10 protein-coding genes are annotated in these 13,691 nt (G+C 65.7%); 5 read left to right on the forward strand and 5 right to left on the reverse strand.

All coding sequences use genetic code 11. From position 1 onward, the window contains the following. Positions 1-58 precede the first annotated feature (58 nt). The 3 genes from ACEF39_RS17425 to ACEF39_RS17435 are packed head-to-tail and all read right to left on the reverse strand — an operon-like array spanning position 59 to position 3,184. Positions 59-1,114 carry an ABC transporter substrate-binding protein gene (locus ACEF39_RS17425; protein WP_500285968.1) on the reverse strand — a complete coding sequence of 352 codons (1,056 nt, stop codon included), beginning with the start codon at positions 1,112-1,114 and terminating at the stop codon, positions 59-61. Beyond that, a complete protein-coding gene (locus ACEF39_RS17430) occupies positions 1,111-2,502 on the reverse strand; it encodes a sensor histidine kinase N-terminal domain-containing protein (protein WP_500285969.1) in 1,392 nt (463 codons plus the stop codon). The genes ACEF39_RS17425 and ACEF39_RS17430 overlap by 4 nt, the downstream gene beginning before the upstream one ends. Further along, complete coding sequence (locus tag ACEF39_RS17435; RefSeq protein WP_500285970.1) at positions 2,495-3,184, reverse strand: response regulator; 690 nt, start codon at positions 3,182-3,184, stop codon at positions 2,495-2,497. Before ACEF39_RS17435 ends, ACEF39_RS17430 begins: the two co-directional genes overlap by 8 nt. 276 nt (positions 3,185-3,460) lie before the next feature. Here ACEF39_RS17435 and ACEF39_RS17440 point away from each other — a divergent pair, with 276 nt between their 5' ends. The 5 genes from ACEF39_RS17440 to ACEF39_RS17460 all read left to right on the forward strand — a co-directional run bounded on the left by ACEF39_RS17440 (position 3,461) and on the right by ACEF39_RS17460 (position 10,700). After that, positions 3,461-4,597 (forward strand): OprO/OprP family phosphate-selective porin, encoded by a 1,137-nt coding sequence (locus ACEF39_RS17440; protein ID WP_500288044.1) that lies wholly within the window; start codon positions 3,461-3,463, stop codon positions 4,595-4,597. Positions 4,598-4,652: 55 nt separating this feature from the next. Continuing rightward, complete coding sequence (locus ACEF39_RS17445) at positions 4,653-5,981, forward strand: CitMHS family transporter (protein ID WP_500288045.1); 1,329 nt, start codon at positions 4,653-4,655, stop codon at positions 5,979-5,981. Between the two features lie 25 nt (positions 5,982-6,006). Next, a complete protein-coding gene (phbB, locus tag ACEF39_RS17450; protein ID WP_025874115.1) occupies positions 6,007-6,747 on the forward strand; it encodes an acetoacetyl-CoA reductase in 741 nt (246 codons plus the stop codon). Between the two features lie 178 nt (positions 6,748-6,925). Then, positions 6,926-9,214, forward strand: coding sequence for a TonB-dependent receptor (locus tag ACEF39_RS17455; RefSeq protein WP_500285971.1), 2,289 nt, complete (start codon positions 6,926-6,928; stop codon positions 9,212-9,214). A 134-nt stretch (positions 9,215-9,348) separates the two neighbouring features. After that, a protein-coding gene (locus ACEF39_RS17460; RefSeq protein WP_500285688.1) for an IS3 family transposase occupies positions 9,349-10,700 on the forward strand; the annotation gives its coding sequence in 2 pieces (ribosomal slippage) (positions 9,349-9,805 and positions 9,805-10,700; 1,353 coding nt in all). Positions 10,701-11,091: 391 nt separating this feature from the next. Here ACEF39_RS17460 and ACEF39_RS17465 read toward each other — a convergent pair. Together ACEF39_RS17465 and rsgA are read right to left on the reverse strand one after the other, a co-directional pair. Then, entirely contained in the window at positions 11,092-12,345 is a 1,254-nt protein-coding gene (locus ACEF39_RS17465) for a flavohemoglobin expression-modulating QEGLA motif protein (RefSeq protein WP_500285972.1), read from the reverse strand. A 211-nt stretch (positions 12,346-12,556) separates the two neighbouring features. After that, positions 12,557-13,666 (reverse strand): ribosome small subunit-dependent GTPase A, encoded by a 1,110-nt coding sequence (gene rsgA / locus ACEF39_RS17470; protein ID WP_500285973.1) that lies wholly within the window; start codon positions 13,664-13,666, stop codon positions 12,557-12,559. Positions 13,667-13,691: the final 25 nt, after the last annotated feature.

Here is a 13,691-nt window from a genome sequence, read left to right on the forward strand (position 1 = left end):
GGCCATTGTACGTGCAGCAAACCGCATCCGCCGGGCGTGGCCCTGCGCTACCAGGGCATCAGCGCCCGGCCGGCTCCACGCTGCTGCGCCAGGCATCGAGGAACTGGCGGCGCTTGAGCGCATCCAGGTAGACCAGCAGGCCGGGGCCGAGCTGGATCGGGCGGCGGCTGCGGCCGGGCGCATCGTCGCCGCCTGCATCGCCGCGCACGATCGGCATCAGCCGCGCCTCGCGCGCGAGCACCTGCTGGCCGCGTGGCGACAGCAGGTAGTCGAGGAAGCGCCGCGCTTCCTGCGGGTGCGCTGCGGTGCGCGGAATCACCGCGGTACGCAGCACCACCAGCGTGTAGTCCTCCGGCTCGACGATGGCCAGCGGTGCGCCCGCATCGATACGCGCCTGCGCATACGAGCCCAGCACGTTGTAGACCAGCGACAACTGGCCGCTGGCCACCTGGTCCAGCAGCACGCCGGTGCGTTCCTCGCGCACCACCGCGTTGTCCCCCAGCGCGCCCAGCAGGGCACCGGCGATGCTGCCGCGCTGGGCATCCTGGGTCGCCAGCAGGTAACCCACGCTGCTGCGTTCGATGTCGTAGGTGCCGACCTTGCCGCGCAACGGCGTGCCTTCCGCACGCAGCAGGTCCAGCAGCTGTCGACGTGTGTGCGGCACTTTCGCGGCCGGCAGCCTGCGCGTGTTGTAGACCATCACCACCGGTTCGTAACTGATGCCGAACGCTTCGCCACGCCACTGCGCCCACGCCGGCAGCGCCTGGGTCTGCACCGAACGGTGCGGCAGCGCGCGGCCGTCGTTGACCAGCTTGGTCTGCAGGTCCATGCCGCTGGAGATCAGCAGATCCGGCGACGCAGGTCCGGCGCGGTCATGCAGGTAACGCGCGTACAGGTCCTGGGTGATGATGTCTTCGTACACCACCTCGCTGCCCGGATGCAGCCGCTGGTAGTCGGCGATGACCTCGGCGAAAACCTCGATATCGGTGGTGCCGTGGATGCGCAGCTGTGCAGTGGCGGTGCCCTGGGCGGGAAAGCGGCGCACATCGCCCGGTGCAGCGAGGGCCGGCACGGCCAGCAGCAGGGCAACAGTGGCGGCGAACAGGCGGATCATGTGCTGCTCCGGGGCAGGCGGATGGTGGCGACCAGGCCGCCCTGCGGTCGATTGCTGAGATCGATCTGGCCACCATGGCTGTCGACCACCCGCTTGACGATGGCCAGGCCAAGGCCCGCACCGCCGGAGGGCGCGCCCTCGCCCCGTGCGAAACGCTCGAACACGCGTTCAGCATCCGCGGCCGCGATGCCCGTACCGTGGTCGGCGATGGTCAGCACGGCATGCGCGCCCTCAGCGGTCAGCGCGATCTGCAAGGGACCATCGCCGCCGTACTTCAGCGCGTTGTCGACCAGATTCTTGATGGCCTCACGCAGCAGCAGCGCGTCACCGCGCACCTGCACCGGCTCGGCCGTCATCGCCAGCTGCACGCGCGGGGCGGGCCCGGCCTGCGGCAACGCTTCGTGCAGCGCCTGGTGCACGGTCTCGGCCAGGTCCACGGTGGCGAAGCGCTGCAGATGGGATCGATGGATCACGCTGGCATCGCTGAGCAGCTGGTTGAGCAGACGGCTCATGTGGGTGGCATTGCGCTCGATCGCCAGCAGGCTGCGCCGCATGTCCTGCGGATCGTCGTCATCCAGCGCCAGCTGCGCCTGCGCGCGCAGCGCGGCCAGCGGCGTGCGCATCTGGTGCGCGGCCTCGGCCATGAACGCACGCAGGGTTTCATTGCTGCTGGACAAGCGTTCCATGAAGCGGTTCAGCGCTGCCACCATCTGATCCATCTCACGTGGCACGCGCGCGTCCAACGGTTTCAGGTCGGACGGCTCGCGGCGCGACAGTTCACGCTCGACCCGCACCAGCGGCCGGAACGCGCGATGCACGCCGAACGCCACCAGTGCCAGCAGCAACCCCGACAACACGCCGATCGCCAGCAGCGCGCGGTTGACCAGTTCCTGCGCCACCGCTTCGCGCGCACGCCGGGTCTGCCCCACCTGCACCTGCACCTCGCCCTGCGCGGAGGCAGCGGCAAAGCTGCGGCCAACTACGACGAAACGCACGGTCTCGCCGCTGTAGGCCGCATCGAACAACTGCGGTTGCGTGCCCGGCCGGCGCGGCGACGCTGGCAGGTCGCCGTAGCCGGTGATCAGGTTGCCACGGCTGTCGGCGACCCGGTAGAACACGCGGTCTTCCGGCGCCATCGCCAGCAGGTCCAGCGCCGCATACGGAAGGTCCACCTGCCACTGGCCGTCCACCAAGGCCACCGAATCGGCGATCGACAGCGCAGAGGACACCAGCAGATGGTCGTAGGAACGATTGGCCGCGCGCTGGCCGTAGTCGCGTGCAGCAAACAACAGCGCCACCGCGAATACTGCCAGCAACGCGCCCAGGTACAGCAGCAGGGTGCGCCGCAGCGACCCAGGCGCGGCAGGCGCAGCGCGCGCGTCAGCCATCGGTGTCGCTGCTGCCATCGCTGGCTTCAAGCAGATAGCCGACGCCACGCACGGTGGTGATGCGCAGCGGCGCGCTTGCCAGCTTCCTGCGCAGGCGACCGATATACAGCTCGATGGCGTTCGGCCCCGCTTCGTCATCGAAGCCGAACAGGCCATTGCCGATCTCATCCTTGCCCACGACCTGGCCCATGCGGCCCACCAGGATCTCAAGCAAACGATATTCGCGGTTGGGCAGCTCGATCGGCTCGCCATCCAGGGTCACCCGGTGCGCAGCGTTGTCGAACTGGAAGCCGCCGATCTGCACCACTTCACTGGCCTGCCCACGTGCACGCCGCAGCAGCACCCGGCAGCGCGCTTCGAATTCACGGAAGTCGAAAGGTTTGCCCAGGTAGTCGTCAGCGCCGACATCGAGTGCCTGCACGCGATCTTCGATGCCATCGCGTGCGGTCAGCATCAGCACCGGGGTGCTGTCGCCGCGCTCACGCATGCCGGCCAGCACCCTCAGCCCATCCAGCTTGGGCAGGCCGATATCCAGCACCACCAGGTCGAAACTCTGGTAACGCAGCACGCTGGCAGCGGCCAGACCGTCGGCCTGCCAGTCCACCGCGTGACCACTGCGGCGCATGCGACGGATGATCGCATCGGCCAGGTCCGGGTTGTCTTCGACCAGCAGCAGGCGCATGGGCGGGGGCGTAAGAGGGGAAACGAATGCTACCGCATGGCGCAGGGTTCGCCCGCCGGTCATGGACCGGCGCTACCGGGGTACACCGCATGGGTAGCGCCGGGCCATGCCCGGCGGTCTTTTACGCTGCACCGCACAAACCGCTGACAGGACGATGACAGCTTGCGCGACACAGACTGCGGCCGCGCACCGTCCGGTGCCCACGATTGCCGCGCGCTTGGCGTGCACCTGGGAGGGTTTGTGGAATTGAGCATTGCCTGGCGGCGTCCTGCCGCCATGATGGCCCTGGCTGCGCTGGCCGCGCCGGCCTTCGCAGAGGACGAGCGTCCGGTGACCGCCACGGTCGGCGGGCGCCTGCACCTGGATTTCGCCACCTTCGACAACGACAACCGGGGCACACCGAACAAGGACGACACCGAGATCCGCCGCGCCTGGCTTGACGTTTCCGGCAAGTTCTTCGTTGTCGACTACAAGCTGGAAGCCGATTTCTCCGGCGACCGCGTCGAGGCCAAAGACGTCTACCTGAGCCGCAGCTTCGGCGATGCCGGCCGCCTCACCGTGGGCCAGTTCAAGCAGTATTTCTCGCTGGATGACCGCACCGGCTCCAACTACGGCAGCTTCCTGGAGCGCGGCAACGCCGGCACCACGCTGGCGCCGCTGTACCGGTTGGGCGCCTCGTGGCAGGCCAATCCGGGCGATTTCACCTGGGCGGCCAGCGTGTACAGCCTGGAGAGCATCGATGCCTGGCAGGTCAAGGGCCGCGCCGCCGGTGGCCGCGTCACCTGGGCACCGGCCCCCGGCGAGGGCGACGTGCTGCACCTGGGCCTGTCGCTGGCCCGCGAGGCCTACGACAACCCGGGCGGCAACGGCACGCCGGGCCTGAAGATCCGCCCGCGTCCGGCCGGCCATCTGTCCGACGAGAGCCGCCTGACCCTGGTCGACTTCTCCGCCGGCCGCGATACCGACGTCAACAAGTGGTCGCTGGAATATGCGCAGGTGCGCGGCCCGCTGTCATGGCAGGGCGAATTCAGCGGCGCCACCTTCGATGATGGTGCCCAGCGCGGTGGTGTGATGGCCGCCTACGGCATGCTCAGCTGGTTCGTCACCGGCGAGAGCCGCGCCTACGACCGCAAGACCGGCCGCTTCGCCCGGGTCAAGAACATCCGTCACAAGGCCGGTGCCTTCGAAGTGGCCCTGCGCTACGACCAGATGTGGGGCGCACAGCACCTCGATGGCCAACCCGACCTGCGCCGTGGCAGCACCGAAGGCTGGACGCTGGGCGGCAACTGGTACCTGCGCGACAACCTGCGCTTCATGCTCAACGTGATCGAAAGCCGCAACCGCGATCGCCTGGCCGGCACCACGGTGGACCGCACGCGCGCGGTCACCGGGCGCCTGCAGTTCGATTTCTAAACGTCAGCCCCCTTCCACTTCCCCACATCCTGATTTTTCAAGGAGTCCGCAGATGATGCTGAGCATCCTCGGCTTTGGCATGGTCATTACGTTCATGTACTTGATCATGAGCAAACGACTGTCGCCACTCGTTGCCCTGATCACCATCCCCATCATCTTCGCCCTGATCGGTGGCTTCGCTGCCGGCATCGACGAAATGATGCTGGAAGGCATCAAGAAGATCGCGCCGACCGGCGTGATGCTGATGTTCGCCATCCTCTACTTCGGCGTGATGATCGATGCGGGCCTGTTCGATCCGCTGGTGCGGATCATCCTGCGCTTCGTCAAGGGCGACCCGATGAAGATCGTGCTCGGCACCGCCGTGTTGGCGATGCTGATCTCGCTCGATGGCGATGGTTCGACCACCTACATGATCACCGTCTCGGCGATGCTGCCGCTGTACCAGCGGTTGGGCATGAACGCGCTGAACATGACCTGCGTGACCATTCTCGCTGGTGGCGTGATGAACCTGACGCCGTGGGGTGGCCCGACCGCACGCGCGGCCACCGCACTGCACGTGGACCCGGCCGATGTGTTCGTGCCGCTGATTCCGTCGATGGTGATCGCCTGCGCCGGTGTACTGCTGCTGGCCTGGTACCTGGGCATGAAGGAGCGCCGTCGCCTCGGCGTGGTAACCCTGCCCAAGGGTGGCAGCTGGATGGACAACAGCGTGTCCGACGACGGCAACACGCTGCCGACCGTGGAAGACGCCGAAGACACCAAGCGCCCCAGGCTGCTGTGGGTCAACCTGGCACTGACCGTGGCCCTGATGAGCGCCCTCATCATCGGCGTACTGCCGATGCCGGTGCTGTTCATGATCGGCTTCGCCATCGCGCTGGTGATCAACTACCCGAACCTGGCCGAACAGCGCCGCCGCGTGGTCAGCCATGCCGGCAGCGTGCTGTCGGTGGTGGCGCTGATCTTCGCTGCGGGCATCTTCACCGGCATCCTCAACAACACCGGCATGGTCGAAGCGATGTCGCACAGCTTCCTGGCGATCATTCCCGACAGCTGGGGCCCCTACCTGGCGGTGATCACCGCGGTGGCCTCGATGCCGTTCACCTTTTTCATGTCCAACGACGCGTTCTACTTCGGCGTGCTGCCGATCCTGTCCGAAGCGGCCGGCAATTACGGCATCACGCCGGTGGAAATGGCCCGCGCGTCGCTGGCCGGGCAACCGGTGCACCTGCTCAGCCCGCTGGTGCCGTCCACCTACCTGCTGGTGGGACTGGCCAAGGTCGAGTTCGCCGACCACCAGAAATTCACCCTGAAGTGGGCGATCGCCATTTCGTTGTTGCTGATGATCGGCGGCCTGTTGTTCGGGCTCTATCCCTTCACGACCTGATTCCCTTATCAAGGAGCGTTCTGCAATGACTCTTCGAATTGCCTACGTCACCAGCGGGATGGGCAGTGTCGGCACTGCCATCTGCCAGAGCCTGGCCCGTTCCGGCCATACCGTGGTCGCCGGCTGCGCACCGAACTCGCCGCGCAAGGCCAACTGGCTGCGCGAGCAGCGCGAACAGGGCTTTGATTTCATCGCCTCCGAAGGCAATGCGACCGATTGGGCGTCGACCACGGCGGCCTTCGCCAAGGTGCGTGCCGAAGTCGGCGAGGTGGACGTGCTGGTCAACAACTCCGGCGGCAGCCGCGACCTGCTGTTCCGGCAGATGACGGTGGAGGACTGGAATGCAGTGATCGCCTCCAATCTCAACTCGCTGTTCAACCTGACCAAGCAGGTGGTTGATGGCATGGCCACCCGTGGCTGGGGCCGCATCATCAACATCGGTTCGGTCAGCGCCCACAAGGGCCAGATCGGCCAGGTGAACTACGCCACGGCAAAAGCCGCGATGCACGGTTTCAGCCGTGCGCTGGCCGCTGAAGTCGCCTCGCGCGGGGTCACCGTCAACACACTGTCGCCGGGCTACATCGCCAGCCAGGCGATCAGCAGCTTCCCACCGGACGTGCTGGATCGACTGGCCGCGTCGGTGCCGGTGCGGCGTCTGGGTCGCCCGGAAGAAGTGGCGGGCCTGTGTGCCTGGCTGGCTTCGGATGAAGCCTCCTACGTGACCGGTGCGGACTATCCGGTCAACGGTGGCCTGTACATGGGCTAGCGCTTTCCCACGCAGGGCGTGGATCTACGTCCCTCCCCCGGTAGATTCACGCTCTGCGCGGCTTCTCCCCGCGACGCCGTTCGTTGGTTTTTCGTAAACAAGGTTTCATGTTCCGTTCGCATAGTGGCCACGCACCGCGCCCCCGGGCCGGTGACCATCCCCCATGCAATGGACCATCATGCAGACCCGATACCTGACGATCGCCGTGGCGATCGCGCTTTCCGCCGCCAGCGCCCACGCCGCTGAAGCCACCGACGCCACCGCCGATACCGCGCTGAGCGCGCAGACGCTGGATACCGTCTCGGTCATCGGCCAGGGCGAGACCCGCCAGGTGCAGCGCATCACCACCGTCGACAAGCAGGTATTGCCGCCGGGTACCAGCGGCCAGAAGATCCTCGACCGCCTGCCCGGCGTGTCGGTGCAGTCCAACGATGCGTTCGGTGCGAATGAAGAATCGCAGACCATCAGCCTGCGCGGCTTCGACAAGAGCCGCCTGGGTTACACGCTGGACGGCATTCCGCTGGGCGACAACAGCTACGGCAACTACAACGGCCTGAGCATCGCCCGTGCACTGATCGCCGAAAACCTGGCAGGCGCCGAGCTGTCGCAGGGCATCGGTTCGCTGGGCGTGGCCTCGACCAGCAACCTGGGCGGCACCATCCAGTACTTCTCGATGGATCCGTCCACCGAGTTCGGCGGCCGCGCCAGCATCACCGCGGGTGATGACAACCAGCGCCGCGGCTACCTGCGCGTGGACACCGGCGACATCAACGGTTTCTCGGCCTATGTCTCCGGCGTGCACCAGGACCAGGACATGTGGGCCGCGCCGTATCAGAACCAGACCACCCGCCAGTTCAACGCCAAGGCGGTGTGGAACGTGGGCGACAACCGCTTCGGCGCCTTCGTCGCCACCTCGCGCGCCAGCCAGGCCAACTATGCCTACCTGTCCAAGGACATGCTGGCGCGCGGCCTGGGTTATGACTGGAACATCTATGCACCGGACTGGGATCGCGCGGTCGCGGCTGCATACTGCGCACCGGGTACCTACAACAAGGCGCGCTGTGCGTTCAGCGGCGGCGTCAACAGCATCGACGATGCGTACTACCAGAGCCGTGCGCTGCGCGACGACAACCTGTACTCGATCGACGCCGACATCCGCCTGGGTGATCAGGGCCGCCTGAAGCTGCTGGGCTACCACCATGAGAACCGTGGCCAGGGCCACTGGTGGGCGCCGGGCCAGCCGTCCTACCCGGGCACCGACAAGATGCTGCCGATCTCGATCCGCAGCACCAACTACACCATCAACCGCGACGGCGTGACCGCCGCGCTGTCGTGGACGGTGGGCATCCATGAGCTGGAAGCCGGTGTGTGGTACGAACAGAACGACCATAACGTCTCGCGCAATTTCTACTACATCAGCGGCCCGTTCCTGGACGACCTGTACCTGCAGAACCCGGACCGCCGCCTGTTCAACCAGGACTTCGACATCCGTACCCGCCAGTTCTACGTGCAGGACCGGATGCGCTTCCTCGACCAGCGCCTGACCGTGGACGTGGGCATCAAGAGCCCCAACACGCGCATGACCGCCAAGGCCCAGCCGGGCGTGGAAACCAGCATTGCCTCGGGCACGCTGACCGCGAAGGAATCGGTATTGCCGCAGCTGGGTGTGGGCTTCAAGCTCAACGCCAACAACGAAGTATTCGCCTCGTATGCCGAGAACATCGCTGCCTTCGTCGGCGGCGGCAGCGGCGGCCCGCTGCAGGTGTCGCCGGAATCGTTCGCCGCCAGCGCAGGCCTGGAGCCGGAGAAGTCCAAGAGCCTGGAAGCGGGTTTCCGTACCTTCGGTGAGAAATACCAGGCGTCTATCGCGGCCTACAACGTTACGTTCGACAACCGCCTGCTGTCGTTGAACCCGTGCTCGAGTATCGAAGTCGGCACGCGGCCGGAGTGCGTGACGCGCTTCATCAACGTCGGTTCGGTGAAGAGCCACGGTGCCGAGCTGACCTTCATCCTCAAGCCCGTGGATGGCCTGCAGTGGTACAACGCGCTGTCCTGGAACAAGACCACCTACGAGGATGACTACACTTCGGGCGGTGCGATCGTGCCGGTGGCCGGCAAGATCACCGTGGATACGCCGCAGCGCATGGCGTCCAGCGAGATCAGCTGGAACCGCGACGGCTTCTTCGCCAGCCTGCGCGCCAAGTACACCGGCAAGCGCTACTACACCTACACCAACGACCAGTCGGTGCCGGGCGTGACCACCTTCGATGCGGGCGCCGGTTACGACTTCGGCCCGGGCCTGGGTCTGCGCAACGTGCGGGTGTCGTTGAATGCGACCAACCTGACCAACAAGCGCTATGCCGGCCAGCTGAGTTCGTTCGCACCGACCGATCCGAAGGGCACGCGGTATGCGATCCATGCGAGTGCGCCGCGACAGGTGTTCATGACGGTGGCGGCGGAGTTCTAAGTCGAAAGCGGGCGCTGCGGCGCGTTGATTGTTCCTGCATGGCACGGGTAGGCAGGCCCATGCAGGACACGCCGTAAACCCATCCATGAAGTGACCCCCGGAAGTTGGACACCCCGTCCAACTCCGAGGATTTCATGAATAGGTATGACGCGCGCTTCAAACTTCAGGTCGCCAAGGAGGCCTGCAAGACCTCCACATCCGTCAAGGCGGTGGCCCGTCGCCACGGTCTGGAGTTTTCGACGGTCCGGCGTTGGGCAGCGACCTACCGGCTGCATGGTTGGCGTGGGTTTCACCGCAAAGTCCGGTCCTACGATCTCCAGTTCAAGCTGGATGTCCTTGAAAAGATGCGTCAAGAAGGGATGTCTGGGCGCGAGGCCACGACCTATTTCCAGATCGGAGATGCCGGCGCGGTGGGGCAATGGCAACGGCTGTATGCTGACGGTGGCGCCCAAGCGTTGGCGCCGCCACCATTACCGCCCCCAAAGCCGATGAAGAAGACCCGCTCGTCCAAGCCAGCCGAGGACATGAGCCGCGATGAGCTCCTTAAGGAAGTAGCCTACCTGCGTGCGGAGACGGCCTACTTAAAAAAGCTCGATGCCTTGATCCAGGAAGAGCAGGCGGCACAGCGCACAAAGCGCAAGCCGTCCAAGGATTGAGGCAGGCCCACTCCCTGCCGCTTTTGCTCGAGGCGGCCGAGTTGTCGCGCAGCACGTTCTATTACCAGGTTCATGCCTTGGCCCATCCTGATGAGGGCGAGGTGGAACTGCGTGAGCGCATCCGCGCGATTTACGACGAAAGCCAAGGGCGCTATGGCTACCGCCGCATAACACTGGAACTGGCCAATCGGGGCGAGGCGATCAACCACAAGCGGGTGCAGCGCCTGATGGCCGAGCTGGGCCTGCAGTCGCGCGTACGCATCAAGCGCTACCGCGCGTTCAAGGGCACAGCCAATGTCGTGGTTCCCAACGAACTGGACCGTCAGTTTGAAGCCGAAATTCCCAACCAGAAGTGGGTGACCGATGTAACCGAGTTCAAAGTGCAGGGCATGAAGCTCTATCTTTCGCCGATCATGGACCTCTACAACGGCGAAATCGTGGCCTACCAGATGAAGCGTCGGCCGGTGTTCGATCTGGTGGGTCAGATGCTGGATCAGGCGATCAAAAAGCTCTCACCCGAAGATCGACCGATGATCCACTCTGACCAGGGATGGCACTACCAGCACGAGAACTACCGGCACAAGCTCGAGAGGCGCGGCCTGAAACAAAGCATGTCCCGACGTGGCAACTGCCTGGACAACGCGGCCATGGAGAGTTTCTTCGGGACACTGAAGTCGGAATTTTTCTACCTGAACAGCTTTGACAGTATCGAAAGCCTGGAAGCGGGCCTGGTTGAGTACATCAGGTACTACAACGAAGACCGCATCAAGCTGAAGTTGAAGGGCATGAGCCCGGTAAAGTACCGGGAACAGGCCAAGCTGGCCGCCTGACCGCCCAACTGTCCAGCTTTTGGGGGTCACTTCACCATGGGGGCTCGATGGCGCCATCCATGGCGCCAACGGTCCTGCATGGGCCTGCCTACCCGCGCTGGACAGTTCCCCGCGCCGGCGCGGAGGCAATGGAAAGCAAGAGCAAAAGCAAAGAGCCGGGCGGTGCCCGGCTCTTTGCTTTTCAAGCGCAACCCCTTCGGCGCGGTGATGTGCTGCCGCCCGCGCGGGAAACTGTCTGGCGGCGGTGGGGCACCCTGGTCAGGACCGTGAGGCGCATGGATGCGCCGATCGAGCCCCCATGGATGGGTTTACGGCGTGTCCTGGCCAGGGTGCCCCACCGCCGCCAACCGATATCAATCGAGGCGCCAGCGCATCATCCCGCCAACGCATTTCATTCCGGCGCCAGCTGGTCCATCCGGATGCGGTTGGCGAACAGCGAGAACGCCAGCATGCCGGCCAGGCCATTCGCCCGGCTCATCCAGTGCGGCAGCCAACGCGGTGGCTTCAGCACGCCTGATTCGAACAGCGGCGAGAACGCGATCGCATCGGTCAGGCTCATCTTGCCCGCGAACAACCAGCGGCAGACCTGCAGGCGATCTTCGGCCAGCATGTGGCGGAAGAAGGTATGCACCGACACCAGACCGCGCAGGTACACCGTGTCCTTGGTGAAGGCCAGGCCACCACTCGGTGGCACACCGCGGAATACCCGCTGCGCCGAGGCGAAGCTCTCTTCCGGGTTCTGCCCGGCATCGCAGAAGTAGCGGAACACCTCGATGAAGTCCGCACCTTCGCGCGCCATCGCGATCGCCTCGGTACGCAGGCTGATGCGCTTCAGTCGCTCGATGTCGATGCTGCCGGTGATCTGCTCAGCGAATGTCGCCAGTCCTTCCTGGGTGGCCGTCACCCGTGGCGAGGACAGCGCCAGGCTCGGCAGCACCGGCTGCGCGCGGCCGTTCAACGCGGTCAGCGAATGTACCAGCGCTTCATGGTGGAACAGCTGCGCGCGGTCGTAAGCGCTGAAGCGCGCACTGGTGCGCAGGCGGATGCGAGTCGGTCCGGCCGCCGCCTTGGAGACCAGCTCCGGGTCCAGCTGCACCTGGATGATGCGCGATTCAAAGAACGCATCGAGGTCATTCTGCAGCTGCAACTGCAGGGCGATCGCCGAAACCGGCACCTGCTCTTCCGGTGCCAGCAGTTCGTGATCCAGCTCGGCAGCAATCTGGATGAAGTGGCGCGCTGCATCGCGCGTGCTCGGTCCGTTGCCGGGCAGCGGTTGCTCGGGTGACCCGAACAACTGCACCGAACAGGCATCCACGGCCGCGGTACCGAGGCCTTCCAGCAGCTGTGCAGCCAGATCCCAGCTGTGCGCGGACTGCCGCACGTAATGGCCCAGCGGATGGCTTTCATCGCACTCGGCAGCGAGTGCCGCCAGCGCGCGACGCTCGTCGCTGAAATCGAGCTTCGGGTAGTCGACCACCGGCAGCTTCGGCTGGCTGCGGGCCACGCTGTCCAGGAAGGGTGCCTGCAGGGTTGCCGGCCAGCTGGTCAGGCCCAGCAGGCGGATGCCTCCTACGGCCTCGACCAGGCGCGCATCGAGCGCTGCATGGTGGGCCACGTCACGGTCAAGCGTCGCGGTCGGTTCCATGGGCGGACTATAGCGCCCTGCCCTTGCTTTGGTAGGTGCCAGCCGAGGGCACGCCGTACCTTCCGGCCCCTTGGTTGGCATCCGCCGACGGCGGGCTTCGGACGCGTTCGTGCCAACCAAGGTTGGCACCTACCAGAAGCAGGCAGTAGCGGGATCATTGCCGGGGTCAGAGCCCATTGCGGCGCAATGGGATCCGACCCCGCGATCCGGGTCAGCGCCGGCGCGGCTTGCCCGCAGGGCGGAACTGCTGGCCCTTGCCCTTCCTGCCGCCGCGCTCCTGCGCGGTCTCGGCCTGGCGCACGGCCAGCTTCGCAGCCGCAGCGGCCACTTCTTCCTTCAACTTGAAGTAGTTCTGCAGCCGGCTCTCTTCAATCTCGCCAGCATCGATCGCCGCACGCACGGCACAGCCGGGTTCCTGCTGGTGCATGCAGTCGCGGAAGCGGCACTGCGCGGCCAGCGCTTCGATATCGGCGAAACCACCTTCGGCCAGCGTTTCTTCGCCGGTGGGCTTCAATTCGCGCATGCCCGGCGTATCGATCAGGCAGGCACCCATCGGCAGCGGCATCAGTGCGCGGTGGGTGGTGGTGTGGCGGCCGCGCGAATCGTTGGCGCGCACCGTATTGGTCTTCATCCGCTGTTCGCCCAGCAGCGTGTTGGTCAACGTCGACTTGCCCGCACCGGAAGAACCCACCAGCACCACCGTGCGGCCAGCACCCAGCCACGGCTCCAGCACTGCAACACTGTCGGCATCCAGGCCATTGATCGCGTGCAGGGCAATGCCCTGCAGCTCCAGTTCTTCCAGCACCGCCAGCGCGTCTTCGCTGTACTCGGTCTGGTCGGCCTTGGTCAGCACCACCACCGGTTCGGCACCGCCACCGCCTACCAGCAGCAGGTAGCGTTCAATACGGCGCGGATTGAAGTCCGCATCCAGCCCACAGACGATGAAGACGGTATCGATGTTGGCCGCGATCACCTGCTGGTGGTAATGCTCACCGGCGGCGCCGCGCTTGATCGCGGTACGTCGCGGCAACAGGGCGACGATGCGGATGCCGTCCAGCAGCACCCAGTCGCCAACCGCCGGCCGTTCGTGGCTGGGAAAGCGCGGGCGCTGCCACTCCGGCAAGGATTCGGCCTTGATCGACGCCTCCGGGCCATCCGCCACCACGTAGTGGGTGCGGTGCTGTTCGATCACCCGCGCCGGGCGGGCCTGCGGGTGCGCAGCCATCACAGCCTGCCAGTCGGCCTGCTGCGGCGGGCCCGGCCAGGGCCAGCCAATGGTCTGCAGGGCGGTGAAATCGGGGGTCTGGGTCATCGCCGCCATTCTACCTGTGCGATGCCGCCCAGCC

The sequence above is a fragment of the Stenotrophomonas indicatrix genome (assembly GCA_041545745.1).
GTDB classification, from domain to species: domain Bacteria; phylum Pseudomonadota; class Gammaproteobacteria; order Xanthomonadales; family Xanthomonadaceae; genus Stenotrophomonas; species Stenotrophomonas indicatrix_A.